At 39.2% G+C, this 25,971-nt stretch carries 30 protein-coding genes; 14 read left to right on the top strand and 16 right to left on the bottom strand.

Annotated elements, in window-relative coordinates; genetic code table 11:
• Positions 1 to 20: 20 nt before the first annotated feature.
• The gene (locus tag ACLLO5_RS24965) at positions 21 to 1,259 is read right to left on the bottom strand and encodes a lipid-A-disaccharide synthase (RefSeq protein WP_413176187.1); all 1,239 of its coding nucleotides are present in this window, start codon (positions 1,257 to 1,259) and stop codon (positions 21 to 23) included.
• A gap of 86 nt (positions 1,260 to 1,345) precedes the next feature.
• Here ACLLO5_RS24965 and ACLLO5_RS24960 point away from each other — a divergent pair, with 86 nt between their 5' ends.
• The 6 genes from ACLLO5_RS24960 (at position 1,346) to ACLLO5_RS24935 (ending at position 9,132) form a co-directional block, all read left to right on the top strand.
• Positions 1,346 to 1,612 carry a hypothetical protein gene (locus tag ACLLO5_RS24960; RefSeq protein ID WP_413173167.1) on the top strand — a complete coding sequence of 89 codons (267 nt, stop codon included), beginning with the start codon at positions 1,346 to 1,348 and terminating at the stop codon, positions 1,610 to 1,612.
• Positions 1,596 to 1,775, top strand: coding sequence for a hypothetical protein (locus ACLLO5_RS24955; protein WP_413173166.1), 180 nt, complete (start codon positions 1,596 to 1,598; stop codon positions 1,773 to 1,775). The genes ACLLO5_RS24960 and ACLLO5_RS24955 overlap by 17 nt, the downstream gene beginning before the upstream one ends.
• A 1,457-nt stretch (positions 1,776 to 3,232) precedes the next feature.
• Complete coding sequence (locus ACLLO5_RS24950; protein WP_413173165.1) at positions 3,233 to 7,222, top strand: magnesium chelatase subunit H; 3,990 nt, start codon at positions 3,233 to 3,235, stop codon at positions 7,220 to 7,222.
• A 55-nt stretch (positions 7,223 to 7,277) separates the two neighbouring features.
• The gene (locus tag ACLLO5_RS24945; protein WP_413173164.1) at positions 7,278 to 7,853 is read left to right on the top strand and encodes a Uma2 family endonuclease; all 576 of its coding nucleotides are present in this window, start codon (positions 7,278 to 7,280) and stop codon (positions 7,851 to 7,853) included.
• Between the two features lie 101 nt (positions 7,854 to 7,954).
• A complete protein-coding gene (locus tag ACLLO5_RS24940) occupies positions 7,955 to 8,908 on the top strand; it encodes an MrcB family domain-containing protein (RefSeq protein WP_413173163.1) in 954 nt (317 codons plus the stop codon).
• Positions 8,909 to 8,934: 26 nt separating this feature from the next.
• Entirely contained in the window at positions 8,935 to 9,132 is a 198-nt protein-coding gene (locus ACLLO5_RS24935; protein ID WP_413173162.1) for a hypothetical protein, read from the top strand.
• On the opposite strand, the gene ACLLO5_RS24930 is transcribed toward ACLLO5_RS24935, so the two are convergent.
• From ACLLO5_RS24930 to ACLLO5_RS24920, 3 genes are read right to left on the bottom strand one after another with little or no spacing between them, the layout of a single operon-like run.
• Positions 9,100 to 9,411, bottom strand: coding sequence for a hypothetical protein (locus tag ACLLO5_RS24930; RefSeq protein ID WP_413173161.1), 312 nt, complete (start codon positions 9,409 to 9,411; stop codon positions 9,100 to 9,102). The two genes, ACLLO5_RS24935 and ACLLO5_RS24930, sit on opposite strands and share 33 nt — an antisense overlap.
• A gap of 3 nt (positions 9,412 to 9,414) precedes the next feature.
• Positions 9,415 to 9,756: a type II toxin-antitoxin system RelE/ParE family toxin gene (locus tag ACLLO5_RS24925; protein WP_193892659.1), complete on the bottom strand. Its 342-nt coding sequence runs from the start codon at positions 9,754 to 9,756 to the stop codon at positions 9,415 to 9,417.
• Positions 9,740 to 10,030, bottom strand: a complete 291-nt coding sequence (locus ACLLO5_RS24920) for a type II toxin-antitoxin system Phd/YefM family antitoxin (RefSeq protein WP_413173160.1) — start codon at positions 10,028 to 10,030, stop codon at positions 9,740 to 9,742. The genes ACLLO5_RS24925 and ACLLO5_RS24920 overlap by 17 nt, the downstream gene beginning before the upstream one ends.
• Positions 10,031 to 10,213: 183 nt before the next feature.
• On the opposite strand from ACLLO5_RS24920, the gene ACLLO5_RS24915 reads away from it, so the two are divergent.
• Positions 10,214 to 10,420, top strand: a complete 207-nt coding sequence (locus ACLLO5_RS24915) for a hypothetical protein (RefSeq protein WP_413173159.1) — start codon at positions 10,214 to 10,216, stop codon at positions 10,418 to 10,420.
• Here ACLLO5_RS24915 and ACLLO5_RS24910 read toward each other — a convergent pair.
• The 3 genes from ACLLO5_RS24910 to ACLLO5_RS24900 all read right to left on the bottom strand — a co-directional run bounded on the left by ACLLO5_RS24910 (position 10,395) and on the right by ACLLO5_RS24900 (position 11,213).
• Positions 10,395 to 10,595: a hypothetical protein gene (locus ACLLO5_RS24910; protein WP_413173158.1), complete on the bottom strand. Its 201-nt coding sequence runs from the start codon at positions 10,593 to 10,595 to the stop codon at positions 10,395 to 10,397. The genes ACLLO5_RS24915 and ACLLO5_RS24910 overlap by 26 nt on opposite strands.
• Positions 10,592 to 10,891, bottom strand: a complete 300-nt coding sequence (locus ACLLO5_RS24905) for a BrnT family toxin (protein WP_413173157.1) — start codon at positions 10,889 to 10,891, stop codon at positions 10,592 to 10,594. The genes ACLLO5_RS24910 and ACLLO5_RS24905 overlap by 4 nt, the downstream gene beginning before the upstream one ends.
• A gap of 61 nt (positions 10,892 to 10,952) precedes the next feature.
• On the bottom strand, positions 10,953 to 11,213 hold the full coding sequence (locus ACLLO5_RS24900; RefSeq protein ID WP_413173156.1) for a hypothetical protein: 261 nt from the start codon (positions 11,211 to 11,213) through the stop codon (positions 10,953 to 10,955).
• Positions 11,214 to 11,290: 77 nt separating this feature from the next.
• Between ACLLO5_RS24900 and ACLLO5_RS24895 the strand changes: the two genes are divergently transcribed.
• The 3 genes from ACLLO5_RS24895 (at position 11,291) to ACLLO5_RS24885 (ending at position 12,744) form a co-directional block, all read left to right on the top strand.
• A complete protein-coding gene (locus ACLLO5_RS24895; RefSeq protein WP_413173155.1) occupies positions 11,291 to 11,551 on the top strand; it encodes a type II toxin-antitoxin system HicA family toxin in 261 nt (86 codons plus the stop codon).
• A 52-nt stretch (positions 11,552 to 11,603) separates the two neighbouring features.
• A complete protein-coding gene (locus ACLLO5_RS24890; protein ID WP_190384061.1) occupies positions 11,604 to 11,942 on the top strand; it encodes a type II toxin-antitoxin system HicB family antitoxin in 339 nt (112 codons plus the stop codon).
• 226 nt (positions 11,943 to 12,168) lie between these two features.
• Complete coding sequence (locus tag ACLLO5_RS24885) at positions 12,169 to 12,744, top strand: Uma2 family endonuclease (RefSeq protein WP_413173154.1); 576 nt, start codon at positions 12,169 to 12,171, stop codon at positions 12,742 to 12,744.
• 51 nt (positions 12,745 to 12,795) lie between these two features.
• Here ACLLO5_RS24885 and ACLLO5_RS24880 read toward each other — a convergent pair whose 3' ends face one another.
• From ACLLO5_RS24880 to psaA, 8 genes are all read right to left on the bottom strand, one after another.
• Positions 12,796 to 13,140 carry a type II toxin-antitoxin system VapC family toxin gene (locus tag ACLLO5_RS24880; RefSeq protein ID WP_413173153.1) on the bottom strand — a complete coding sequence of 115 codons (345 nt, stop codon included), beginning with the start codon at positions 13,138 to 13,140 and terminating at the stop codon, positions 12,796 to 12,798.
• Between the two features lie 87 nt (positions 13,141 to 13,227).
• On the bottom strand, positions 13,228 to 13,449 hold the full coding sequence (locus ACLLO5_RS24875; RefSeq protein ID WP_413173152.1) for a hypothetical protein: 222 nt from the start codon (positions 13,447 to 13,449) through the stop codon (positions 13,228 to 13,230).
• A 198-nt stretch (positions 13,450 to 13,647) separates the two neighbouring features.
• Positions 13,648 to 13,977 (bottom strand): type II toxin-antitoxin system RelE/ParE family toxin, encoded by a 330-nt coding sequence (locus ACLLO5_RS24870; RefSeq protein ID WP_071187700.1) that lies wholly within the window; start codon positions 13,975 to 13,977, stop codon positions 13,648 to 13,650.
• A gap of 5 nt (positions 13,978 to 13,982) precedes the next feature.
• On the bottom strand, positions 13,983 to 14,225 hold the full coding sequence (locus ACLLO5_RS24865) for a type II toxin-antitoxin system ParD family antitoxin (protein ID WP_413173151.1): 243 nt from the start codon (positions 14,223 to 14,225) through the stop codon (positions 13,983 to 13,985).
• A 112-nt stretch (positions 14,226 to 14,337) separates the two neighbouring features.
• A complete protein-coding gene (locus ACLLO5_RS24860; RefSeq protein ID WP_413173150.1) occupies positions 14,338 to 14,736 on the bottom strand; it encodes a type II toxin-antitoxin system VapC family toxin in 399 nt (132 codons plus the stop codon).
• A gap of 6 nt (positions 14,737 to 14,742) precedes the next feature.
• Positions 14,743 to 14,976, bottom strand: a complete 234-nt coding sequence (locus ACLLO5_RS24855) for a hypothetical protein (protein WP_413173149.1) — start codon at positions 14,974 to 14,976, stop codon at positions 14,743 to 14,745.
• A 298-nt stretch (positions 14,977 to 15,274) separates the two neighbouring features.
• Positions 15,275 to 17,506 carry a photosystem I core protein PsaB gene (gene psaB / locus ACLLO5_RS24850; RefSeq protein ID WP_413173148.1) on the bottom strand — a complete coding sequence of 744 codons (2,232 nt, stop codon included), beginning with the start codon at positions 17,504 to 17,506 and terminating at the stop codon, positions 15,275 to 15,277.
• Positions 17,507 to 17,727: 221 nt separating this feature from the next.
• Positions 17,728 to 19,986: a photosystem I core protein PsaA gene (gene psaA, locus ACLLO5_RS24845; RefSeq protein ID WP_413173147.1), complete on the bottom strand. Its 2,259-nt coding sequence runs from the start codon at positions 19,984 to 19,986 to the stop codon at positions 17,728 to 17,730.
• 692 nt (positions 19,987 to 20,678) lie between these two features.
• Between psaA and ACLLO5_RS24840 the strand changes: the two genes are divergently transcribed.
• Positions 20,679 to 22,316, top strand: coding sequence for a hypothetical protein (locus ACLLO5_RS24840; RefSeq protein WP_413173146.1), 1,638 nt, complete (start codon positions 20,679 to 20,681; stop codon positions 22,314 to 22,316).
• 21 nt (positions 22,317 to 22,337) lie between these two features.
• Here ACLLO5_RS24840 and ACLLO5_RS24835 read toward each other — a convergent pair whose 3' ends face one another.
• Positions 22,338 to 23,255 carry a glutaminase gene (locus ACLLO5_RS24835; protein ID WP_413173145.1) on the bottom strand — a complete coding sequence of 306 codons (918 nt, stop codon included), beginning with the start codon at positions 23,253 to 23,255 and terminating at the stop codon, positions 22,338 to 22,340.
• 127 nt (positions 23,256 to 23,382) lie between these two features.
• On the opposite strand from ACLLO5_RS24835, the gene ACLLO5_RS24830 reads away from it, so the two are divergent.
• The 3 genes from ACLLO5_RS24830 to ACLLO5_RS24820 all read left to right on the top strand — a co-directional run bounded on the left by ACLLO5_RS24830 (position 23,383) and on the right by ACLLO5_RS24820 (position 25,968).
• Positions 23,383 to 24,894, top strand: a complete 1,512-nt coding sequence (locus ACLLO5_RS24830) for a thioredoxin-like domain-containing protein (protein ID WP_413173144.1) — start codon at positions 23,383 to 23,385, stop codon at positions 24,892 to 24,894.
• Positions 24,895 to 25,313: 419 nt separating this feature from the next.
• Entirely contained in the window at positions 25,314 to 25,745 is a 432-nt protein-coding gene (locus ACLLO5_RS24825; RefSeq protein ID WP_413173143.1) for a KGK domain-containing protein, read from the top strand.
• A gap of 16 nt (positions 25,746 to 25,761) precedes the next feature.
• Positions 25,762 to 25,968 carry a DUF952 domain-containing protein gene (locus tag ACLLO5_RS24820; protein ID WP_413176186.1) on the top strand — a complete coding sequence of 69 codons (207 nt, stop codon included), beginning with the start codon at positions 25,762 to 25,764 and terminating at the stop codon, positions 25,966 to 25,968.
• Positions 25,969 to 25,971 lie beyond the last annotated feature (3 nt).

The raw sequence follows: 25,971 nt of genomic DNA, 5'->3' as shown, positions 1-25,971 counted from the left end.
TCTTTTCCTGTGGAACGTTTTTACAATAACTCTTCTTTTACCAAAGCAGCTAACTTTTGTGCTGCACCACTTTCACCTCTAGCACTGCGTAATTTATCACGCATATTCTCTAATTTTTCTGGATTTTCTAATAAATCTAAAACCATTTCTCCGACTTCTTGAGGTTGCAATTTTCCTAGCAATTCCGGTACAATTTCTTCTTGCGCCCAAATATTTGGCCAAGCTAACAAACCCTTACGTTTTGCCATCCACCAATTAATTAATTTAGCAAAACTAGAACCTAATCCTGGTAAATTTGCTAATAAACCCGGTAAACCATCCCAAGACCGCATAGCATCTAATTGTTGCATTGGTAATAATACAAGCATTGGGACACCTAAAGCTCCCAATTCGGCTGTATTTGCACCAATTGTAGTTAAACAAATAGAACACTGCGATAATAAATGATAAGCAGGATTTTCTTGTTTTAATTCTACTTTTAAACCTGTGGCAGTTACCAAATTATTATCTATTAAAGATGCACCTTGAAAATTAAAAGCTTTTGTAAATGAATTGGTTTTAGGATCAGCAAAAGTCAGTAAAGTTGGGATATCTAAAGTTGGTGCTAAGGGAATAAAAAACTTTGTTTGTGGTCTTTTTTTATGAATATATTCAGCGATAGCTAAAGTTAACGGTACACCTTGCGTTAATTTTGCTGATTTTGAACCTGGTAAAAGTCCAATGATGTCAATTTTAGATTGGGGATTTTCGCTTTGGGGTTTGATGTCAACTGCTGCGGCTTCCAACATTAAATCACCGACAACGGTAAATTTATCGGCATATTTAGGAGAGACATTTTTAACAACTTCGGCTTTCATAATGGCAAATTTATCTATAAAGTTATGCCACCTTGCTTCCCATTCTGCATAAACTACAGTTTTATATCCTAATTTTTTTCCAATAATCACTGGAAAAATCTGATCACCACCCAGGAATACTACTACACCTTGATTTCTCCAATCCCAATTTTGGGAGGTTTTACCCCAGATTAAAAACTGCCAAAAAAATTCAGGTGATTGAACTCTATCAACTTCTGAATAAGATTTAGCTATGCTTGCTTCTTTTCCACTAGCATGGGGACAAGGTGATAAGATTACAGAAATTCTCACCTGAGTACGGTCATTTCCTAATAGTTCTCTTAATGCTTTTACAACAGGACGTACCCAGGTTGTGACTTCTCCTGGTCCGTTGGAAAGAATGAGAATATCTACTGGTGTCATCATGTTATAGTGATTGCGTATTATCTTTATGATACAATATCATTGTCCAATCAATATTATGTGTTTGGAAAAAGGATGACAAAATTATGCAAGCAATTAGGCTACAAAAAACCATAGAGAAAAATGGTGAAATCTCTTTTCAAAATTTACCTGTGGTAGCAGGACAAGAGGTGGAGATAATTGTTTTATTATCTCCCCTACCTGCAAAGAAAAAGGTATTAACTGCTCGTGCGTTACTTGATTCAAGTGTGATAGGTTTATGGGAAGAAAGGGACGATATTACAGATAGTCTTGTTTACGCTCGTCAGTTACGTGAACATTCCCAAAGGAGAGATTATGATTCTCCTAGATAGTGATATTGTTATTGACTTTCTCCGTAAATATCCACCTGCAATTAGTTGGTTAAGTTCTTTGGGAGATGAAGCAATTGCTTTACCTGGTTATGTAGCGATGGAATTGATGCAAGGATGTAAGAATAAGTTGGAATTGCAGGAAATTCGCTTTCTTTATTGCTAATGTTGAAGTAATTTGGCCAACACCTGAAACTTGTGATCAAGCATTAGAAGTATTTGCAGATTATAATCTTAGTCATAATTTGGGATTAATTGATGCTTTGATAGGTCAAACATCAATCGCTTTCTGTTTACCATTACATACATTTAATATTAAGCATTATACTGTTATTCCAGGTCTAATCACAGTCCAACCATATAAAAGATCAGAAAAACAATACTAAATAATTTTTAATGGGTTTAAGATCCCCGACTTCTTATTTGAGTATACAAATCAATTATTAGTTATTTTCAGAAGTTTGCAAATTTTTAGTCTTTATTCGTAGGAATAAATTTGAGTTTCTTCCAGGAAATAAGTTTTGCTTAATGGTAAATCTACTGTGTAATGGTAAACCCCTATATTTCTACTAAGTTTTGTATCATAGCTACTCAAATTCATAATAAAACCAAATAACAATGTATAATGGTAGTTAGTAGCTTAAATATGCAATCCTTTCTTTGCTGTTTTAAAAGTATGTCAAGTCAGCTACACCTTGATCTACTAGTGGCAGAATGTGAAAGTTTTGAAAAGTAAACCTAGTTGGTTAACACTAATGTCTAAGGAAAAAAAAGGTAATAAAGAAGCTAAAAAGCCTAAAAAAGATCCCAAGGACAAAAAAGAGAAAAAAGATCCAAACAGATATGATGGTTTAGGCAAATAACTGTGACAAAGAACAACTTCATCAGCATTTTCAGTAACGTATAACCAGGATTTGAAGTTATCAACTTTTAACAGATTAATGGAATTGTCCGTGTGGATAAATGGATAATTCCATCTGAGTTTTAAGGTATATTTGGAAATATAAAAGATATCCCAGCGGTATAAAATTTTATTAGAAAACAGTATTATTATTGTCCAATAATTGCTTGATGTTACAAGCCTCGGATTTATCCGTTGAGTCAATCTAAAATCCCAAATGACCAGTATTAGGACTGTTTCGTTCAGCTACTAGGTACTTAATTTAATTACTCACTATGTAGCCGATACAATATAGGACTTACGCACTATACAAATTAGACATCATCTGCATCAACAGAAAGTAATCATTTCTGGCATATTTTAGTAAGGTGCGTCAGATAGCAAATTTTGTTAATTGTCGGTAAATTATCAGGTCTGACGCACCCTACAAGAGATAAAAATCTATAAGCGTAAGTCCTAAATACTAGAATAGCAAGTTTTTTAATAATTGTTATATTTTCTAGTTTTTTAGTTATTTTATGACTAAATAGTAATTGAGAGATGTAAATAATATTTAAAAACCCCTGAGAAAATCTTGCTTCTTTGTTAAGATTCGTGAACAATGATTACGTTTTTTATATCATTTTGTGTCAGTTAGGGGGCAAAATCCCCACTGAGTCCGAGTTTTCTGCTAAAAAACTCTTAATTGCCGAAGATAGTTAATGTTCTAGGAGCTTATCTGAATGTTTACCCAGGTCAAGTCCACTATTAGACATATTGCACCTGATGATTTACGGGGACGTAATCTGATTAAGGTTGTTTATGTTGTGCTTGAGTCTCAGTACCAAAGTGCTTTATCACAAGCAGTGCGAGAAGTCAATGCTAATCATCCTAATATAGCGATCGAAATCAGTGGGTATTTAATTGAAGAACTACGCAACTCAGAAAATTATGAAGAGTTTAAGCGTGATATAGCTAGTGCCAATATATTCATTGCCTCACTAATTTTCATCGAAGACTTAGCCCAGAAAGTCGTTGCGGCTGTTGAACCCCATCGGGATAACTTGGATGTTTCCGTTGTCTTCCCATCTATGCCAGAGGTAATGCGCCTTAATAAGATGGGTACTTTCTCTCTAGCACAATTAGGACAATCCAAGAGTGCGATCGCTCAATTCATGAAAAAGCGCAAGGAAAAATCCGGCGCTAGTTTTCAGGATGGGATGTTGAAACTACTGAGAACGCTGCCCCAGGTGCTAAAATTCTTACCCATAGACAAAGCACAGGATGCACGTAACTTTATGCTCAGTTTCCAGTATTGGCTAGGCGGTTCAGCCGAAAACCTGGAAAACTTCTTGTTGATGCTGGCTGATAAATATGTATTAAAAGGCAGCAAGGAACAGAGAACAGAAGAGACTATTAATTATGCTGCACCTGTCGTTTATCCCGATATGGGTATTTGGCATCCTTTAGCTACCACCATGTTTGAGGATGTGCGTGAATACCTCAACTGGTATACCGCCCGGAAGGATATTTCCAAGGATGTAAAAGACCCACTAGCACCATGTATTGGATTAGTTTTACAAAGAACTCACTTAGTAACTGGTGATGATGCCCACTATGTAGCTATTGTGCAGGAATTTGAATCATTAGGGGCAAAAGTATTACCTGTTTTTGCTGGTGGTTTAGACTTCTCCAAACCCATAGAAGCTTACTTCTATGAACCTACAACTAATAAACCCTTAATAGATGCAGTAGTATCTCTAACAGGTTTCGCTTTAGTCGGTGGGCCAGCAAGACAAGACCATCCCAAAGCGATAGACGCACTCAAACGCCTCAACCGTCCCTACATGGTGGCCTTACCCCTCGTTTTCCAAACCACCGAAGAATGGTTAGATAGCGAACTAGGCTTACATCCCATCCAAGTAGCCTTACAAATTGCCATACCTGAACTTGACGGAGCGATCGAACCCATCATATTATCAGGTAGAGATGGAACGACAGGAAAAGCGATCGCCCTCCAAGACCGAGTAGAATCAGTAGCCCAACGCGCCTTAAAATGGGCAAACCTGCGCCGCAAACCCAAACTAGAAAAGAAAGTTGCCATCACCGTTTTCAGCTTCCCCCCCGATAAAGGCAACGTTGGTACAGCCGCCTATTTAGACGTATTCGGTTCTATTCATGAAGTCATGAAAGGACTGAAAAACAATGGTTACGATGTGCAGGACGTTCCCGAAACCGCCCAAGAGTTGATGGAACAAGTCATCCACGACGCACAAGCACAATACAACAGCCCCGAACTCAACATCGCTTACAAAATGTCCGTGCCAGAATATGAAGCACTGACACCATACTCCCAACGCTTAGAAGAAAACTGGGGACCACCTCCCGGAAACTTGAACAGCGACGGACAAAATCTACTAATTTACGGAAAGCAATTTGGTAATGTCTTCATTGGAGTCCAACCAACATTTGGTTATGAAGGCGACCCCATGCGGTTGTTATTCTCCCGTTCCGCTAGTCCTCACCACGGTTTTGCAGCTTATTACACCTACTTAGAAAGGGTTTGGGGTGCTGATGCTGTGTTACACTTTGGTACACATGGCTCATTGGAATTCATGCCCGGTAAGCAAATGGGGATGTCTGGCGATTGTTACCCAGATCAACTAATTGGCTCAATTCCGAATCTGTATTATTACGCAGCTAACAACCCCAGTGAAGCCACAATTGCCAAACGTCGCAGTTACGCAGAAACAATTTCTTACCTGACACCACCTGCGGAAAATGCTGGTTTATACAAAGGTTTGAAGGAACTCAGCGAGTTAATTGCTTCTTACCAAACTTTGAAAGACACAGGACGCGGTGTTTCCATTGTCAATTCCATCATGGATAAATGCCGCATTGTCAACTTAGACAAAGATATTGAGTTACCAGAAACCGATTCTAAGGATATGACCCCAGAAGAACGGGATAATATCGTTGGTAATGTTTATCGTCGGTTGATGGAAATTGAATCGCGGTTGTTGCCTTGTGGACTGCACGTAATTGGTAAACCTCCTACTGCTGAAGAAGCGATCGCCACTTTAGTCAACATTGCTAGTTTAGATCGTCAAGAGGAAGAAATTCAAGGCTTACCCGGAATTATCGCTAAAAGTCTGGGACGCAGCATTGAAGATATCTACAAAAACAATGATGCCGGCATTTTGGCAGATGTCCAACTCTTACAAGATATCACCCTCGCTACCCGTGCCGCTGTCACAGCTTTAGTACAAGAACAAATTGACGCAGAAGGTAGAGTTTCCCTAGTTTCCAAGTTGAACTTCTTCAACATGGGTAAAAAAGAACCATGGGTAGAATCTTTGCACAAATCAGGTTACACCAAAGTTGACACCTCTGCGTTGAAACCCCTGTTTGAATATTTGGAATTCTGCTTAAAACAAGTTTGTGCAGATAACGAACTCGGTGGACTTCTCCAAGGTTTGGAAGGTGAATATATCCTCCCTGGCCCCGGTGGCGACCCCATCCGTAACCCAGACGTATTGCCCACAGGTAAAAATATACACGCCTTAGATCCCCAATCTATCCCCACAGCCGCCGCAGTCCAATCAGCGAAAATCGTCGTTGATAGGTTGTTAGAACGCAACAAGGCTGAAAATGATGGAAATTGGCCAGAAACAATCGCCTGTGTCCTCTGGGGTACAGATAACATCAAAACCTACGGTGAATCCCTCGCCCAAATTATGTGGATGGTGGGAGTGCGTCCAGTTGCCGATGCTTTGGGACGGGTGAATAAGTTGGAATTGATACCTTTAGAAGAGTTAGGAAGACCCAGAATTGACGTTGTAATTAACTGTTCTGGCGTATTCCGCGACCTGTTCATTAACCAAATGAACCTGCTTGACCAAGGTGTGAAAATGGCAGCAGAAGCTGATGAACCCTTGGAAATGAACTTTGTCCGCAAGCACGCTTTGAAACAAGCGGAAGAAATGGGCATAAATCTGCGTCAAGCTGCAACTCGCGTTTTCTCTAATGCTTCTGGTTCTTATTCTTCTAATATCAACTTAGCGGTGGAGAATAGCACTTGGGATAGTGAAGCTGAATTGCAAGAAATGTATTTGAAACGCAAATCTTTCTCTTTCAATTCTGATAACCCTGGTGTTATGGATGAGTCACGGCAGATTTTTGAAACTACCTTGAAAACTGCTGATGCAACTTTCCAAAATCTTGATTCTTCGGAAATCAGTTTAACAGATGTTTCCCACTATTTTGACTCAGATCCTACTAAGTTAGTAGCAAGTCTGCGTGCAGATGGAAAGAAACCAGCATCTTACATTGCAGATACAACTACCGCGAATGCACAAGTAAGAAGTTTATCGGAAACTGTGCGTTTAGATGCGCGGACTAAGTTGTTAAATCCCAAATGGTATGAGGGGATGTTATCTCACGGTTATGAAGGTGTGCGCGAACTTTCTAAACGGTTGGTAAATACCACTGGTTGGAGTGCGACTGCTGGTGCTGTGGATAACTGGGTTTATGAGGACACGAATGAGACGTTTATTAAAGATGAGGAAATGCAAAAGCGTCTCATGAATCTCAATCCTCATTCTTTCCGCAAGATTGTTTCTACTTTGTTGGAAGTCAATGGTCGCGGTTATTGGGAGACTAGCGAGGAGAATTTAGACAGGTTGAGAGAGTTGTATCAGGAGGTGGAAAACCGGATTGAGGGTATAGAATAGGTTTAAATGGGCAGGTTTTATACCTGCCTTAATATTCTTGAATGAGGATATGACTATGAATGCTTTAACTGTCAATTTTAAATCAATAATAGAAATGACTGATGAGCAGTTTTTTGAACTATGTCAAAACAACCGCGAATTGAGATTTGAAAGAACTGCAAATGGGGATTTAATTATTATGCCACCAACGGGAGGAGAAACGGGAAATCGTAACGGGAGAATCACTCAACAATTAATGAATTGGACTGATGCTGATGGTACGGGAATAGCTTTTGATTCTTCTACTTGTTTTAAATTGCCTAATGGTGCAGATCGTTCTCCTGATGCTTCTTGGATCAAGTTGGAAAGATGGAATGCTTTAAGTGATGAGGAAAAACAAAAGTTTCCTCCCATTTATCCTGATTTTGTGATTGAGTTACTTTCTCCTAGTGATAGTTTGAAGACTACACAGGAAAAAATGAAGGAATATATAGATAATGGTGTACGTTTAGGTTTATTAATTAATCGCAAATCTCGTCAAGTGGAGATTTATAGACCTGGTAAGGAGGTTGAGATTTTGGAATCTCCTGCTACGGTTTCGGGGGAAGATGTTTTAAATGGTTTTGTGTTGAATTTGGGGATGATTTTGTAATCTTTCAATCTACGTCTCTGAGGAGATGTTTGGAAAATATCGAAATAATCAACATAACAAAGAATTTATCAAAAATTTTTGATTTAAACGAATAGATACAAATGTTAAAAGAAGTTATTGAAGACCTGTTATATCAATACCCAAAAGTGAGTAGAGAAAAATTTAAAAATCATGAATATCCAAGATATTTAAAGAATGAAGTTCCGAGATTATTAAATGAGTCGTTAAATCTTCCTGATATATATAGTATACAGGCTTCTGCTGGAAATGGATCTTGGGCTAGTATTCCTTGGATAGCAGTTTTCAATAAGCTAATTACAGAAAGTGTAAGATTTGGTTTTTTTCTAGTATATCTCTATCAAGCAGATTTTTCTGGTGTTTACCTCTCTCTTAATCAAGGTACAGCATCTTTGAAAGAAAGATATGGTCTTGGAGGTGCAAGAGAAGTGTTACGAGAACAAGCAAAAGTTTTTAGAAAAATTATATCTATTGATACAAATATTACTTTTTATGAAAACATTGATTTAAAGCTTGAAGCAATTCCTAAAGAAACTACTGCTAGAAGATTAGGTCAAGCATATCAAGCTGGTAATATATTAGCTACTTATTATTCACAAAATAATTTACTTACATCAGATAAGTTAGTCAGTGATTTGCTATACTTCATAAGTATTTATGAACAATTGATTGAGAATCAACCTATAGAATCTCAAGAAAGTGATCCTACAGTTGAAGATGTTTGGTTTGAGGATTTAACAAAATATAAAATCCATCGCAGAGTAGAAAGAAATCAAGCATTGTGCAAAAAAGCAAAGGAAATACATGGATATATATGTCAAGCTTGTAATTTTAACTTTGAAACTCGATATGGTGAAATAGGAAAGAACTATATAGAAGCTCATCACATTGTACCAATTGCAACACTAGAAAAAACTAAGGTTCAGCTAAATCCATTAACGGATTTTACTGTTTTATGTTCTAATTGCCATCGTATGATACATAGAATAAAACCTACACCGACGTTAGAAGAATTTAAAAAAATAATAAAACTATGATGTGTTAGCAAAGTTTACCGAAGGTATTGCTATTTTGGGGATGTGGGGAGTGCGATCGCTGTTTTGAGGTGTGTGGTGCGATAGCGCAATCGCTCCGTAGGAATCGCTGTTTTGGGGTTTGTGGAGGTGCGATCGCTTTTGGGGTGTGGGGATGCGATCGCTGGTTGGGGGAGTTTGGGGTGCGATCGCTATTAGGGGATGTGGGGATGCGATCGCTGTTTTAGGGGTTTGGTGATGTGCGATCGCTTTTGGGGTGTGGGAGTGCGATCGCGTGTTGGGGGATGTTGGGAGGTGCGATCGCTGTTTGAGGATTTTGGGGGTGCGATCGCGTTTAGGGATTTTGGAGGGTGCGATCGCTTTTTGGGGATGTGGGAGTGCGATCGCTGTTTGGGGATGTTGGGAGTGCGATCGCGTTTAGGGATTTTGGAGGGTGCGATCGCTTTTGGGATGTTGGGAGTGTGATCGCTTTTGGGGTGTGGGGTGCGATCGCTTTTGAGTCTCAAATTTTATAACTCATCTCCTAATAAATCCTGTATATTTTCCAATCTCTGCTGAGAACCATGACGAACACGATGAATATATACAACTTCTTCCTCTTCCCCAAGATTTTTAACCGTAAATAAAATTAAAAATTGTTTTTGGTAAATAAGTTGTCGAACGTCAATTCCCATATACTTACTTTCAATAGCTAAAGAACAACGTTGGGGAAAATTTTCCAACGTCAGCATAATTTCATAACATCCCCGCACCCAACGAAAAGCTCGTTCCTGTGACTCCTCTTTTATCCACAGGAAAATACTCTCAATATCAGCAATAGCACTAGGTGAAATCTCAATCCGGTATGCCATACTTTTCCTTAAATTCTGCAAATGCTTGATTTAAGGGCATACCCTCACCTTGTTCAAACTCATTTATACTTTTACGTATCGTAGCAATAGATTCTAGTAATTCAAGTCTATCAATAAGTTTTTGATAACTTTCCGCATCTTGAACCACAGCAGCAGCTTTACCATTCACAGTCAGCACAATGGGAGATTGAGTTTCTTTTAACTTATCCAGAAACATCTTTGCTCCACGCTGAAATTCTGATAAGGGGTGAATATCGCTTAAGCTAAACATCATAATTTCAATAAATTATTTGATAATTTAATGTTAATTTTATGAAAATATTTTGTCAAGGGAAGAGATAGCTGTTTTGAGGATGTTGGGAGTGCGATCGCTTTTTAGGGATGTGGAGAGGTGCGATCGCTTTTGGGATGTGGGAATGCGATAGCGAAGCGCTCCGTAGGAATCGCTTTTGGGGATGTGGGGTGCGATAGCGAAGCTGACCGAAGGTATCGCTGTTTGGGATGTGTGGGGTGCGATCGTTTGTTGGGGGATGAGGGGATGAGCGATCGCTGTTTAGGGATGTGGGAATGCGATCGCTGTTTTAGGGGTTTGGTGATGTGCGATCGCTTTTGGGAATGTAGTGGGAGAGCGATCGCTTTTACTGAATGCTTTCAATTAATTTAATATTATTTCTCAACCATTCATTGACTAAAATTTGCACATCAATGTTTTTTTCCTGAGCAATTTTCTTGAGAAAATTATCAACATCTGGTTCAAGGTAAATCGGATAATGAAAAGTCGCATCAGCATTATAAAACTTACCTTGTTCAGCTTGTGAAAAATCATATTCTACTTTCATAGCTTTCTTCCTTGATAATACTGTTGTTCATTAAAAGTTGCTTTTCGTGCTGAAATAATACGAATCAAACATGAATCTTCTTCTGTTTGTTCAAAAGTATGAATAACAACCCTTAAAATCCCCGTTTCATCTAAACTTATAGTAATCCATCTGTCTTCATAATCACTATGTTCTTCATCATATAAACTTAATTGATATTGATCACGAAAAACAGTTGATGCTAAACGAAAATTGATTTGATGTTTACGAATATTCTGTTTTTCTTTTGCTGAATTCCAATCAAAATTATAACGCAAATTTATAAATTACAAGAGATTAAAGAAATTGACATCATAATTATACCATAATTTTATACTTCTACAGTGTTAGCGTTAGTTTACCGAAGGTATCGCTTTTGGAGATGTTGGGAGTGCGATAGCGAAGCAATCCGTAGGAATCGCTTTTTGGGTGTGGGGATGCGATCGCTTTTGGGGTGTGGGAGTGCGATCGCTTTTGGGGTGTGGGAGTGCGATCGCTTTTGGGGATGTTGGGAGTGCGATCACTTTTGGGGTGTGGGAGTGCGATCGCTTGTTGGGGGATGTTGGGAGGTGCGATCGCTGTTTTAAGAGATACAATCACATTTTATTCAGAATATCTATTGACATGATATCATAATATGATATCTTATATGTTAGCTTCTGTTAAAAGTAAAAAGGATGAATCTTAATAATAAACACCAAAAGATTTTAGAATTAATTTTTACACATCCTGTACCAGCAAATATTATTTGGCAAGATATAGAAAACTTATTTATAGCTTTAGGTGCTGATATTAGTCAAGGCAGAGGTTCACGAGTAAGAGTTAAATTAAATGATGTTAGAGGTTATTTCCATGAGCCACATCCAGAAAAAGAAACCGATAAAGGAGCAGTAAAATCAGTGAGAGAATTTTTGATAAAAGCAGGAATTGAACCATAAATAGTCTATTGTAAAATCAATCACAAAAAACTAAGTGAGGATTATTAAAATTATGTTGACTTACAAAGGATATACAGCATCAATTGAAGTAGATGTAGAAGCAGGAATACTTTTTGGTCGTGTTCTTGATATTAATGATGTAATTACTTTTAAAGCTAAAACTGTCGAAGAAGCACGTCAAGAATTTGAAACTTCTATTGATGGTTATCTAGCTTTTTGTGAAGAATTAGGAGAAGAACCGGATAAACCTTTTTCTGGAAAATTGCCATTTAGAACTACTCCAGAACATCATCGGAAAATTTTTATTGCAGCTAAAAAAGCTGGTAAAAGTATCAATGCTTGGATGGATGAAATATTAATCAATGCTGCTGAAAAATCAGTCAAAGCATAGATTCAATGTTTTGGGATGTTGGGAATACGATCGCTGTATGCAGGTTTAGGGATGTGCGATAGCGCAAGCGCTCCGTAGGAATCGCTTTTTGAGGGTGTAGGGATGTTGGGAGTGCGATAGCGAAGCTGACCGAAGGTATCGCTGTTTTAGGGATGTGGGGGAGAGCGATCGCATGGAGTGAGGTTTGGTAGTAATATTTTACTAAATAGGAAAGTTAAAATTGATAATGGATGCTATAGTTCTCAACCTTGCACCAGTTATTCAATTAAGTGAAGAGCAATTTTTTGAATTATGCCAAATTAATGAATTAATCAGATTTGAGCGTAATGCTGATGGTACTCTTCTATTAATGTCTTTAGTTGGAGCTTTAACAAGTAACCACAATGCTAATTTATCGGCTCAATTAGGAAATTGGAATCGTGATGAATCTCTAGGCATATTTTTTGGTTCTTCTGTAGGGTTTATTTTACCAAATGGTGCGATGCGTTCTCCTAATTTTGCTTGGTTAAAACGAGAAAGATGGCATACCCTAACTCAAGAACAAAAAGAAAGATTTCCACATATATGTCCTGATTTTGTAGGAGAATTGCGTTCTCACAACGATAGTTTGCAACGACTACAAAATAAAATGTGTGAGTATCTAAAAAATGGTACTAAATTGGGTTGGTTAATTGATTTACAAACACAGAGAGTAGAAATTTATCGCCAAGATGCAGGTGTTGAAGTGCTAGAATCTCCTGCTAGTTTATCAGGTGAAAATGTACTACTTGGCTTTGTTATTAATCTCGAATCAATCTGGTAAACTTGAATTGTGATTTCACAAATCAGAGTCAACAAAATTTAAAAAAAATACTCAATTTATCAACTGATTTAAAACCAACACAGTTAACCCTGGTAAAGAAGGTAAACGCATATCATTGGTTAAGAAAAAAGACGCACCTCCATAAATAGCAGTAGCCATTTGAATAGCATCCGGTGTTCTTAAATTGTAATCTGCTCTTAGTTTAGCTGCATTTTCAGCAATATTTGGTAAAACTTCAATAGTTGTTAAACCTTCAGAATTGAAGAGAATATCACGATATTGTTGAGCTAATATTGTATTTCCCGCACGTAAAGGATAAACTAAAACTTCTGATATAGTTAAAACCGAGGTGACAACACTAAACTCACCTCTATACATTGCTGTAAAAAAAAGCATCCGTAACTTGCAAATAATGAGGATTTTCTTCTATAAAATAAATTAGCGGTGCAGTATCTAAACCTACAATTTTACCCTGTAATTTATTTAACCATTCCATGAATCACGTTCCTGATTGACATATTCCTGAGCGTCAATATTTTCCCAAATTTCCTTACCTAAACCACGCAACTCTAAAATACTACGCTTTGGTTTTGATGTCATTTTCAATTGTTGACGAATTAAGATAGATAAATTTTCAACTAATTTAAGCTGTTCTTCAGGAGTCAGATTTTTAGCTTGTTTTAACAATTCTTGATAATTAGACATACATTTTTCGCTTGCTTATAGTTTTAAGCCTAATTTTACTATACGCTGTTTGGGGATATGGGAGTGCGTTAGCGAAGCTTACCGAAGGTATCGCTGTTTGGGATGAGGGGATGCGATCGCTTTTGGGGTGTTGGGAGTGCGATAGCGAAGCTGACCGAAGGTATCGCTGTTTGGGATGTTGGGAGTGCGATCAAAAAATTAAACTTCCTCATCTAAGAATGGCAAGAGATCCTCTAAATCTCTCGCTCCATGCAAAACCCGTAGAACCTCCACTTGTTCCTCTTGAACTTTATAAAAAATCAAATAGTCCTTAAAATTCTTAATCCGCCACTGACGAATTGTTCCCATATCCGACAAAGACGACACAACCTTACCCATATTGGGAGTTATTGCCAATTGAGCAAAAGCAGACTCAACAAACTCCAAAAACTTCTCCCCTGATTCCCGATTGCCATTGACCAAAATATAATTTGCTTGTTGTCTAATATCCTGAGTAGCACGATTGCGAACAATTACTTGAAAAGCCATACTCACTACTGCGCCGCACCAAAGATTGATCGGCGCAAATCTTGCCAATATTCAGGAGTTACAGGTTCTGCTTCTGAGTCCAAACCTTCTTGCAACAAACTAGCTAATTTTGCTTGAGCATCCTTACGCCGTTTATCTTGCTGCAACAACATCAAAAAATAGTCCGCTACAGTATCATAATTGCCAGATTGAAGTTGAACCTCAAGATAAGACTCCAGTTCTTTTGGTATCGGAAAACTCACATTCATAAGTGTCTAATATGAATAAAATTTTATTAGTATTTTATCATTTTTTGGTAGTGGGTAGAGTACATTAGCAAATTTTACCGTAGGTATCGCTAAAATAGACTTCATTTACAAACTACCAAACAATAGCAACTAAACCCGACGCAGTGATATTTTGATCGCACGTCAACAACTGTACAATTTCACCTTTACTAGCTAAAACTAACGCAGTTGCTGCAATTTGTCTATCGTGCATTTCATTAATTGAATATAAGCTCATAGTCATTTCAATAACATCTTGATCAAGGGGATAAATTACCACACGAGGATCAGCTTCTACTGCTAAAATTACATCTTTAGGAGCAGGAATAGATGTTCTACTTCTTTCTACAATCCAAATAGCTTCAGCTAGAGTAGTCGCAGGAATAACTAACTGTGAATTAGGATCACAAAGGATAGTTTTAGCATTTGCACCCAACTTTAAATTACCTTCAAGAAACCAGATTAAAGCATGAGTATCTAGGACATATTTCATAATTTATTATGACCAGTCTAAACTGTCCTCACTATCCCCACGAAATTCAGCAATTTCAAGATCCTCTGCGGTTGACTGGTTATTGCCAGAAAACATACCAAACTTCATTATTTGATTTTTTTGGTAATTTTTTTCCGATTTTAAAAAAGTGACAATAACAAGACTTTCTGAAATATCAGATGGTAATTCTTTAAGTTCTACTTTACCATCTTTGTAAATTCCTTCTATTGCTTGCAACATACTTTTTACTATGAGCCAATTTAGGTGATGTTATTACTTTAAATATACATTATAGATAAGCGATCGCTGTTTTAGGATGTTGGGATGATGCGATCGCGAAGCGCACCGGAGGTATCGCTTACTTTCATGCAAAAACTACCCAACAATAGCAACCAAACCCGACGCGTTTTATATCTTTTAAGCTAGAAATATATGTGCAGCGTTCTTACAATTAATAATCTAAATCCACCCATGAAAAAATCCCCCACCTCACGGCAGGGGATTTTTTTGTTACTTATCTAAAACCAGCTTGTCAGGATCAACCAAACTTACCAGCAGTAGAAGCAATGAGGAACGCTGCGTAAGTGACGATGTAGCCAACAGTGAAGTGAGCTAAACCAACCACACGAGCTTGAACAATGGAGAGAGCAACGGGCTTGTCTTTCCAGCGAACCAAGTTAGCTAGAGGAGTACGCTCGTGCGCCCAAACCAAGGTTTCGATTAACTCTTGCCAGTAACCTCTCCAAGAGATGAGGAACATGAAACCAGTTGCCCAGATCAGGTGTCCAAAAAGGAACATCCAAGACCAAACAGACAGATTGTTCATGCCGTAGGCGTTGTAACCGTTGATCAACTGAGCGGAGTTAGCCCAGAGGTAATCACGGAACCAGCCCATCAAGTAGGTAGAGTTTTCGTTGAACTGAGCAACGTTACCTTGCCAAATACCTAGATGTTTCCAGTGCCAGTAGAAAGTTACCCAACCAATGGTGTTCAACATCCAGAACATAGACAGGTAGAAAGCGTCCCAAGCGGAGATATCGCAAGTACCGCCACGGCCGGGACCGTCGCAGGGGAACGCATAGCCGAAGTCCTTTTTATCGGGCATCAGCTTAGAACCACGAGCATCCAAAGCACCTTTAACAAGTACCAAGGTGGTGGTGTGAATAGCCAAAGCGAAAGCGTGGTGAACCAAGAAGTCGCCAGGGCCAATTGTTAAGAAGAGGGAGTTAGTACCAGAGTTAATGGCATCTAACCAGCCAGATAACCAAACGTTACCGTAGTTGGGATAGGCTGTGTAAGCGACGCTATCGGGATTAGACAACAAAGTGTCTAAGCCGTAGAGAACTTTACCGTGAGCAGCTTGAATGAACTGAGCAAATACTGGCTCAATCAAGATTTGCTTTTCAGGAGTACCGAAAGCAACTACTACGTCGTTGTGAACGTACAAGCCCAAGGTATGGAAGCCCAAGAAGAGAGATACCCAGCTGAGGTGGGAAATAATCGCTTCTTTGTGCTGCAAAATCCGGTCTAATACGTTGCCTTTGTTTTGTTCGGGGTCGTAGTCACGAACCCAGAAGATGGCGGCGTGGGCGAAAGCACCAACCATCAAGAAACCAGCGATGTACTGGTGGTGGGTGTACAGTGCTGCCTGTGTGGTGTAGTCCTTAGCGATGAACGCATAAGGAGGCAGAGAGTACATATGCTGCGCCACCAAGGAAGTGATGGTTCCCAGTGCTGCCAATGCCAAAGACAGTTGGAAGTGCAGGGAGTTGTTGATGGTGTCGTACAGACCTTGGTGAGGCAGGTTGAACTGACCTTCACTCTTGCTACCGGGAACTAAACCGGATTTGGAGTTCAGCATTTCTTTGATGCTGTGACCAATTCCGAAGTTAGTGCGGTACATATGACCGGCAATGATGAACAATACAGCGATCGCCAAGTGGTGGTGAGCCATATCGGTCAACCACAGGGATTCTGTTTGGGGGTGGAAACCGCCCAAGAAGGTCAGAATCGCTGTACCAGCACCAGTGGAAGTACCAAATAAATGGCCAGCGGTGTCAGGGTTTTGAGCGTAAACGCCCCAGTTACCTGTGAAGAAGGGAGTTAACCCTGCTGGGTGGGGAGCAACTGTCAAGAAGTTATCCCAGCCAACGTGGATACCACGAGATTCGGGGATAGCAACGTGAACCAAGTGACCAGTCCAAGCTAAGGAGCTAACACCGAACAAACCAGCCAGGTGGTGGTTCAAACGGGGTTCAGCACTCTTGAACCAAGAGAGGCTAGGACGGAACTTGGGTTGCAAGTGCAACCAACCAGCGAACAAGAACACTGCTGCCAACAGAAGCAAGCCTAAAGAACCAGTGTACAGTTCTTGGTTTGTCCGCATCCCGATGGTGTACCACCAGTGGTAAACACCGGAATAAGCAATGTTTACAGGATTGCTTGCGCCAGCTTGGGTGAAAGCTTCAACTGCTGGAGCGCCGAAGTGGGGATCCCAAATCGCATGGGCGATAGGACGTACATGGAGGGGATCTTTGATCCACTGTTCAAAGTTACCTTGCCAGGCTACGTGGAACAGGAGGCTGGATGCCCACAGGAAGATGATTGCCAAGTGACCGAAGTGAGTGGCGAAAATCTTTTGGTAAAGATTCTCTTCCGTCATGCCATCGTGGCTTTCAAAGTCGTTGCCTGTAGCGATCGCATACCAAATCCGACGAGTAGTCGGGTCCTGTGCGAGATCCTGGCTAAATTTTGGAAATTTTGTTGCCATAGGTTTGATATGTCCTCTGACCTTTAGCCATCAGGTATCAGCAAAATTTTAGATTCTAGATTTTGGATTTTGGATTGAATCTAAAATCCCTTCGGGTGTGGCTACGGAGTTAGGTTAGCTTCACGAAGTGGTATGACAGTCGCTGATGGAGAAAACCACCATAGAGAATGAACTCGCTGCGATGCCTTACTAAAATCCAAAATCCAAAATTCAACTGATTGCTACCCTACTGAAAGGATATGTGCGTGGAAGAATGCCCAAGTTGTAGCAATTCCTCCGAGTAGGTAGTGAGCCACACCTACAGCCCGACCTTGAGTAATGCTCAATGCGCGGGGTTGAATGGTAGGAGCTACCTTGAGTTTATTATGCGCCCAAACGATGGACTCAATTAGTTCTTGCCAGTAGCCACGACCACTGAACAGGAACATTAAGCTGAATGCCCAAACAAAGTGAGCGCCTAAGAACATGAGTCCATAAGCGGACAGTTCACTGCCGTAGGAGTTGATGACTTGTGTAGCTTGCGCCCACAGGAAGTCACGCAACCAACCGTTGATGGTGATGGCACTTTGAGCAAAGTTACCACCAGTGATGTGTTCTACCACACCATTCGCATCTACAGTACCCCATACATCAGATTGCATTTTCCAGCTGAAGTGGAAAATCACAATTGACAAAGAGTTATACATCCAGAACAGTCCCAGGAACACATGGTCCCAACCTGAAACTTGACAAGTACCACCACGACCAGGTCCGTCGCAAGGGAAGCGGAAGCCTAGATTTGCCTTGTCTGGAATCAGACGAGAACTGCGGGCGTACAGTACACCCTTCAGCAGAATCAGAACGGTTACGTGAATGGTAAAAGCGTGGATGTGGTGAATTAAAAAGTCTGCTGTACCCAAAGCTATGGGCATCATTGCGACTTTACCACCTACAGCCAATACACCGCCACCAAAAGCGTAGCTAACTGGTTCTAAAGCGTTGGGTGCTGTACCACCTGGAGCCAGTGTGTGCAGGTTTTGTACCCACTGAGCAAACACAGGCTGTAACTGAATTGCTGTGTCAGAGAACATATCTTGGGGACGACCCAAGGCACGCATTGTGTCGTTGTGAATGTACAAACCAAAGCTGTGGAAGCCGAGGAAAATACAAACCCAGTTGAGGTGAGAGATTATAGCGTCACGGTGACGAATCACACGATCTAGAACGTTGTTTTGGTTAACAACAGGATCGTAATCCCGCACCATGAAGATTGCTGCGTGAGCAGCACCACCAACAATCAAGAAACCACCGATCCAAATATGGTGAGTGAAGATACACAATTGTGTAGCGTAATCAGTTGCCAAGTATGGATAGGGAGGCATCGCGTACATATGATGCGCGATGATGATTGTCAAAGAACCCAAGAAGGCCAGGTTAGTAGCCAACTGAGCGTGCCATGAGGTGGTCATGTTTTCATAAAGACCTTTGTGACCTTCACCAGTGAAGGGGCCTTTATGGTTTTCTAGGATATCTTTGATGCTGTGACCAATACCCCAGTTGGTACGGTACATATGACCAGCGATGATGAACAGTACAGCGATCGCTAAGTGGTGATGAGAAATATCAGTCATCCACAAACCGCCTGTTACGGGGTTCAAACCACCTTTAAAGGTCAGAATGTCAGCATAAGTTCCCCAGTTCAAAGTGAAGAAAGGTGTTAAACCGCTGGCAAAGCTGGGATACAACTCTGTCAACAAATCCTTATTCAAAATGAATTCGTGGGGCAAGGGTATATCTTTAAGGGCAACCCCTGCATCCAAAAGCTTGTTGGTTGGTGCAGACACATGGATCAAGTGACCTGCCCATCCCAAGGAACCACAACCTAGCAATACTTGCAAGTGGTGATTCAGCATGGACTCCACATTCTGGAACCATTCCAGTTTGGGAGCGCGTTTGTGGTAGTGAAACCAACCAGCAAACAGGAATAAACCTGCTAATACCAAACCGCCAATTGCAGTGCAGTAGAGTTGGAAGGAACTGGTAATACCCCAGCCACGCCATACTTGGAACAAACCAGAGGTGATTTGAATGCCGTGGAAGCCACCGCCAACATCACCGTTTAAAATGTCTTGTCCCACAATGGGCCAAACTACTTGGGCGCTGGGCTTAACTCCTAATGGATCGGTCAGCCAAGCTTCGTAGTTAGAGAACTTAGCGCCATGGAAGATCATTCCGCTTAACCAGATTGTCACTACAGCCAGGTGGCCAAAGTGCGCGGAGAAGATTTTGCGGGAAATGTCTTCTAAGTCGCTTGTATGCGTATCGAAATCGTGGGCGAGGGCGTGAAGGTTCCAAATCCAGGTGGTGGTTTTTGGACCTTTAGCTAAGGATCTATCGAAGTGTCCAGGTTGCGCCCATCGCTCAAATGAGGTGGGTACAGGGTCTTTGTCAACGATGACTCTTGCTTTTTTCTCCTCTCGCTCCGGAGGACTAATCGTCATTCGACCTCCTCTGTCAATAAGGATTGAGGAATCATGTATACCACCGAGTGAATTTTACTCGTCGTTTCCAGAGTTTTTCTGGAGCCATGTGGATTTGTTGTTTCTGTTGAATTATAGAGTCTGTACTTGTACATTGTTGGAGAGATTTTAACAATAATTCAAACTCGCCAGATTTATTGTTATATCTGCCTTTTATATTCAAAGTTATTGTAAAAAAGTCAATACTTTTTCTATTTAATTTACAAACTATAACAATTCTTAAAACTTATGGTTAATCCTGAATATAGCCGTAAATATTGCTGTTATGGCTGTATATTTTCGTTGTGCTTCGAGTTTTCTTGGAAAATTCTGTCAAAAATATTACATTTTTACAAATTTTATGATAAAGAAGTAAAAAATTTTTATAAAAATTCAGGAGGCAGGGTGCAGAGGAAAAAGTTTTTCTTTTTGCTAAATAGGTGGACGTGAGATAACCAAAATGTGTAAAGAAAAGTAAATAGGACTGAAACCCTTTTCTCCTTGCTCCCCTGCCCCCTACCTTGTCTCAATGACTATCTTTAGCACCAATCTATTCTTCCCCTATACCCCAACCTTTACAATTTCCCGCAGGGTGGCTACTGGCATTGTGGGGTTGTCATGAAGAAAACAAAAGAGAATGGTATTGAAGACGGACAATCAAAAAGGTGGAAAGTATGACATCTAGGCAAAAGACGGCTGTAAAGAAACTTCTTTCTCAGAGTTTCCCTATTTTCAAATGGGTAATGACATTACTGCTAATTTTGAGTTTAATCAGTTGTACTGAAAAAGCTGGAAGCCAAGAAGTATCTATTGACAATCAAAAAATAGCACCACAAATCTCCCAAATATCTCGGCAATTTTCAGAAACCGCACCACCAGAAGTGATTCAAGAACTACGCCCAATTTTGGAAGCTTATCAGCCACAAGTAACAATTGTGACTCCTATGGCAGATGAAGTTATTCAAGACAATACTATTACAGTCCGTTTCCAGGTTAAAGATTTACCAATATTTAAAGATCCCCAATGGCAATTAGGACCTCATCTGCACGTAATTATTGATAATGAACCTTATATAGCGGTTTATGACCTAACTCAGCCTTTAATTTTATCAGACTTGTCCGCAGGCACACATACGTTGCGTGTTTTTGCGTCGCGTCCTTGGCATGAAAGTTTTAAAAATGAAGGTGCTTATGCCCAAATAAGATTTCATGTTTTTACTGAAACTGATGATAACAATCCTGATGCTAATTTGCCTCTGCTTACTTATAGCCGTCCTAATGCCAGTTATGGTGCTGAACCTATTATGCTGGATTATTACCTAACTAATGCGCCATTACGTATTGCTGCTGAAAATAATCCTGATGACACAATCAGCGACTGGCGTATTCGTTGCACAATTAATGGTGAAAGCTTTATTCTTGATCGCTGGCAGTCAGTTTATCTCAAAGGTTTTAAACCTGGTAAAAACTGGGTAAAACTGGAATTCCTTGATAACCAGGGCAACCCTGTTAAAAATGTCTTTAACAGTACAGTTAGAGTAATTAACTACGAACCCAAAGGTAAGGACTCGCTTTCAAGAATTGTCAGAGGAGAACTTACGGCTAATGAGGTGCGTGGTATTGTAGACCCGAATTACACAACTAAGATTCCGGTTACTGAACCTACACCTGCTGTAACACCCAAGGTAGAAGTTTCTCCTACTCCTCAACCTCAAGTAGAAAAATCGCCAATTCCAGAAATTGAAGTTTCTCCCACTCCTCAACCTCAAGTAGAAAAATCACCAATTCCAGAAATTGAAGTTTCTCCCACTCCTCAACCAAAGTTAGAAAAATCCCCAATTCCAGAAATTGAAGTTTCTCCTACTCCTCAACCCAAGCCAGAAAAATCGCCAATTCCAGAAATTGAAGTTTCTCCCACTCCTCAACCAAAGTTAGAAAAATCCCCAATTCCAGAAATTGAAGTTTCTCCTACTCCTCAACCCAAGCCAGAAAAATCCCCAATTCCAGAAATTGAAGTTTCTCCTACTCCTCAACCCAAGCCAGAAAAATCGCCAATTCCAGAAATTGAAGTTTCTCCTACTCCTCAACCTCAAGTAGAAAAATCACCAATTCCAGAAATTGAAGTTTCTCCCACTCCTCAACCCAAGCCAGAAAAATCGCCAATTCCAGAAATTGAAGTTTCTCCCACTCCTCAAATACAACCAACACCTGAACCGCAGGAAACACTAAGTCCTATTGATTCAACACAAAAAGAGCAATCAAAGCCAGAAAAAACAGGATTAAGCCGATTAAGTAAGTATTTTGAGCGTTAACCTTGACTGAACCTGAAAAATCTAATTAGGTGACGTACTCAGTTGCAAATTTTGAGATAAGGCTTTGATAAATTCCAAACCCGCTACAGGATTGCCTATACTATCTAAGGCAGGACTGTAGCAGGCGATCGCCCCTTGATTTGGTACGATGGCTAACAATGCACCACTTATACCCGATTTCATGGGTAAACCAATTGTGACCGCATACTGGGCAGAAGCTTCATATAATCCACAAGTTAACATGACAGCGTTAACAATCTGACGATGTTGAGAATTTATACAACTGTTTTCACAAGCTAGGAGTTGTCCTATTTTCGCCAAATCTTTTACTTGCCCAGATATACAGCATATTTTTTCATAAGTGTCAAGAGCTAATTCAATATTATCAATGTGTTGAGTTTGGTGGAGATATTGTGCGATCGCAACATTTACCGGAGAACGATTAGCACGCACAGAATCCAACATCTTTGTATCTAAATATAGTTTACTACCTGCTAATTTATTCAACCATGCACAGAATAATTGCGTGCGATGACTTCCATCTTTACCAGGTAACTTATCAGCTACAGTAATAGCACCACTATTAATCATTGGATTGCGGGGGTATCCATTATCAGCTATTAACTGTTCTAAAGAATTAAAAGGCATTAATGAAGGTTCAAGCCCAACCCAATCCAACACTTTTTCTGAATCTAAATGTTCTAGCAGATATAGAAAAGAAAAAGGTTTAACAACACTCATTAAAGGAAATATACAAGCATTATCACCTAAACTGTTATTAATACCTGACTGACAGCAGATATAAACAGCAAACCAGTTAGGATTAGCAACAGCTAAAAGCGGAATGCGTTGAATAACATTTCCTTGTTCTGCTTGAGTTTGTGCTTGCTTCACCCAAAGAGATAAATTATCTGTATTGATGCTTTGTAGTTTGATCAAAACTTTGATCCCAACCTAAATATAAGATATAAAATTATACCAAATCAAAACCCAGGAACAAATGTAACCCTGAAAGCCCAGACAAAATATAAACTTTAAAAGTTTGAAATATAAATTTTAAATTACTATGATACCCCGTGTTAGATCACCAGAATTACCACAAAATAAACCTTGGTTCAATACAGATAAACCATTATCTCTCAAAGCACTCAAAGGTAGAGTAATTATTTTAGACTTTTGGACTTATTGCTGTATTAACTGTCTGCACATATTGCCAGACTTGAAATATTTAGAACAAAAATATCAAGATAGCCTCACTATTATTGGTGTTCACTCTGGGAAATTTGACAACGAAAAAGAAATTGAAAATATCCGTCAAGCCATTCTCCGGTATGACATTGAACATCCGGTTATAGTCGATAGTGATTTTCGTGTTTGGGACAATTATACTATCAAAGCCTGGCCTACTTTAATCATTATTGATCCACAAGGATATGTGATTGGTCAATTTGCTGGAGAAGGACATCTTCCAGTAATTGAGAACATAATTATTCAGCTTCAACATAAAAATCAAGATAACATCAATTTTCAACAATTTAGCTTCACCTTAGAAAAGCATCATCAACCATTAATTACACCTCTAGCTTTTCCGGGTAAAGTGTTAGCAACACCAATAGGTTTGTTTATTGCTGATACTGGACATCACCGCATAATCATGAGTACCTTACAAGGTGAACTTATTCATATAATTGGTACAGGAAAATTGGGATTAACTGATGGTGCTTTTAATGAAGCACAGTTTTATGCACCACAGGGAATGACTTATGATCATGAGAGTCAAATTCTCTACGTTGCTGATACAGAAAACTATTCCTTACGACAAATTGACTTGCAGCGACAAGTGGTAGAAACTATTGCGGGAACTGGTAAGCAAAGCCATATCATTTATCCTCACGGAGGTGCTGCACTAGAAACGTCCCTAAATTCTCCTTGGGATTTACAAAAAATAGGCAACAAATTGTTTATAGCAATGGCAGGATCACATCAAATTTGGGAAATGAATTTAGAAACAGGCACTGTTGAGACTTTTGCTGGTATTGGTGCAGAAGGTTGTTTCGATAGCACGTTAACGAAATGCGCTTTTGCTCAACCTAGTGGCATCACTACCAATGGTCAGGAATTATTTATTGCTGACAGTGAAGTTAGTTCAATACGAGGTGTGGAACTGAAAGAACAAGGTCAAGTCAGGACAATTTGCGGTAGTGGTATGTTATTTAGTTTTGGTGATATAGATGGACAAAAGCTAGAAGTCAGGTTACAGCACTGTTTAGGTGTGGAATATTTCCAAAATAATCTGTGGGTAGCAGATACTTACAACCATAAAATTAAATTGGTGCATCCCATAACGGGGAATTGTCAAACCGTATTAGGAGATGGTTTACCTGGTTATAAAGATGGTCAAGGCCAGAATACAAAATTTGCAGAACCTTCTGGATTGAGTGCTATGGATTCTACAATCTATATTAGTGATACCAATAATCACGCCATTCGTTGTGTAGATTTAAACACTCTCAAAGTAACCACATTAAATTTATATGGTTTGTGTGCGCCTAGTGCTTGTTTATCTTCTCATATATAGGCATTGTAAAAATTTTATTTTATCACATAAATATTTAAGCAAAACCATGTATGTAGACGCACAAAAATATATTAAAAATTACACAAATATTTATCTATTTAGACCACATTTTTGTTGCTAAATTTATTCCTACCTAATTTTATCTATGCCCATGATCTTCTACACGAACAACAATCTGACCCGTATCTATGCGTGGAATAATAACAATATGGTTAAATTATTTAAAGATGCTCTAATTTCCAGAAACATCACAGCAAATAAAAGAAATATAAGTCTAAAGTCACTTGCCAGTTTCAAAATAAATGATATAACTATGCAAAGTAGGTCAGACAAGTAAAAATATATCGTTTTAAAAATAGTTTGATCACTGGTAAATTTTTACCAAGAGGGTTCAATAAACATTAAAAAAAGAGGAAAATATGAACAAAAAGCATATTTCTTTAAATTGTGATGATGACATTTTATCTTTTCAGAAAGATATTTTTAAAATAAATAGACTGAGAGAGTTGCTAATTCGAGAAATTAGAGAAAAATTAATGCAGCCAATTTGTAATCCTCAACAACAGGCTCAGGGAGCAATAATCAAATCATTGAAAGATATAAAAATATCCGAAGAAATGATAGAAATAAATAGCATTAAATTTGAATTCTTCAAAGATTGTTTGTTACTCAGAATAGGTAGTAAAAACTGGCAGAATGGAAAACTGAAAGTTCAAATATCTATATCACCTCAAGGTAAACATACTGATGAAGTGTATATGGAATTTTATCCTGATAACCTGGATGAACTATTACCATTAGAAAATTTACAACACATTTCTAAAAATATGAATTACTCGGAATTATATTGATTGACAATAATTCAGTATAACTACCATCCTCCATCTCACCGAAAGCCAAAAATGGCAACAAGCAAAAAAGTTTGAAAGTTATCGTTGTAGTACCTTAGAGACTGAAGGCTTTATTCATTGCTCCCTAGCATCACAAGTTATTAAATCAGCAAATGCTTTCTTTCACAATCAACATGATTTAGTTCTGCTGTTTATAGATTCGGCAAAGACTCCTGAATTCTGACAA

Origin of the sequence: Anabaena azotica SJ-1 (assembly GCF_047275885.1) — a bacterium.
In the GTDB taxonomy this organism is placed as follows: domain Bacteria; phylum Cyanobacteriota; class Cyanobacteriia; order Cyanobacteriales; family Nostocaceae; genus Trichormus_B; species Trichormus_B azotica_A.
The sequence above is the reverse complement of the archived record's forward strand: the minus strand, read 5'-3'. Positions and strand labels throughout refer to the sequence as shown.

Bases quoted from the DNA above. Each gene is read 5' to 3' on its own strand.
- ACLLO5_RS24895 (WP_413173155.1), top strand. From the start codon at position 11,291: ATGAATCTTAATAATAAACACCAAAAGATTTTAGAATTAATTTTTACA.
- ACLLO5_RS24955 (WP_413173166.1), top strand. From the start codon at position 1,596: ATGATTCTCCTAGATAGTGATATTGTTATTGACTTTCTCCGTAAATAT.
- psaA (WP_413173147.1), bottom strand. From the start codon at position 19,986: ATGACGATTAGTCCTCCGGAGCGAGAGGAGAAAAAAGCAAGAGTCATC.
- ACLLO5_RS24945 (WP_413173164.1), top strand. From the start codon at position 7,278: ATGAATGCTTTAACTGTCAATTTTAAATCAATAATAGAAATGACTGAT.
- ACLLO5_RS24840 (WP_413173146.1), top strand. From the start codon at position 20,679: ATGACATCTAGGCAAAAGACGGCTGTAAAGAAACTTCTTTCTCAGAGT.
- ACLLO5_RS24870 (WP_071187700.1), bottom strand. From the start codon at position 13,977: ATGGCTTTTCAAGTAATTGTTCGCAATCGTGCTACTCAGGATATTAGA.
- ACLLO5_RS24910 (WP_413173158.1), bottom strand. From the start codon at position 10,595: ATGAAAGTAGAATATGATTTTTCACAAGCTGAACAAGGTAAGTTTTAT.
- ACLLO5_RS24890 (WP_190384061.1), top strand. From the start codon at position 11,604: ATGTTGACTTACAAAGGATATACAGCATCAATTGAAGTAGATGTAGAA.
- ACLLO5_RS24950 (WP_413173165.1), top strand. From the start codon at position 3,233: ATGTTTACCCAGGTCAAGTCCACTATTAGACATATTGCACCTGATGAT.
- ACLLO5_RS24920 (WP_413173160.1), bottom strand. From the start codon at position 10,030: ATGATGTTTAGCTTAAGCGATATTCACCCCTTATCAGAATTTCAGCGT.
- ACLLO5_RS24855 (WP_413173149.1), bottom strand. From the start codon at position 14,976: ATGTTGCAAGCAATAGAAGGAATTTACAAAGATGGTAAAGTAGAACTT.
- ACLLO5_RS24875 (WP_413173152.1), bottom strand. From the start codon at position 13,449: ATGTCTAATTATCAAGAATTGTTAAAACAAGCTAAAAATCTGACTCCT.
- ACLLO5_RS24825 (WP_413173143.1), top strand. From the start codon at position 25,314: ATGAACAAAAAGCATATTTCTTTAAATTGTGATGATGACATTTTATCT.
- ACLLO5_RS24830 (WP_413173144.1), top strand. From the start codon at position 23,383: ATGATACCCCGTGTTAGATCACCAGAATTACCACAAAATAAACCTTGG.
- psaB (WP_413173148.1), bottom strand. From the start codon at position 17,506: ATGGCAACAAAATTTCCAAAATTTAGCCAGGATCTCGCACAGGACCCG.
- ACLLO5_RS24860 (WP_413173150.1), bottom strand. From the start codon at position 14,736: ATGAAATATGTCCTAGATACTCATGCTTTAATCTGGTTTCTTGAAGGT.
- ACLLO5_RS24965 (WP_413176187.1), bottom strand. From the start codon at position 1,259: ATGACACCAGTAGATATTCTCATTCTTTCCAACGGACCAGGAGAAGTC.
- ACLLO5_RS24885 (WP_413173154.1), top strand. From the start codon at position 12,169: ATGGATGCTATAGTTCTCAACCTTGCACCAGTTATTCAATTAAGTGAA.
- ACLLO5_RS24880 (WP_413173153.1), bottom strand. From the start codon at position 13,140: ATGCTTTTTTTTACAGCAATGTATAGAGGTGAGTTTAGTGTTGTCACC.
- ACLLO5_RS24940 (WP_413173163.1), top strand. From the start codon at position 7,955: ATGTTAAAAGAAGTTATTGAAGACCTGTTATATCAATACCCAAAAGTG.
- ACLLO5_RS24865 (WP_413173151.1), bottom strand. From the start codon at position 14,225: ATGAATGTGAGTTTTCCGATACCAAAAGAACTGGAGTCTTATCTTGAG.
- ACLLO5_RS24925 (WP_193892659.1), bottom strand. From the start codon at position 9,756: ATGGCATACCGGATTGAGATTTCACCTAGTGCTATTGCTGATATTGAG.
- ACLLO5_RS24960 (WP_413173167.1), top strand. From the start codon at position 1,346: ATGCAAGCAATTAGGCTACAAAAAACCATAGAGAAAAATGGTGAAATC.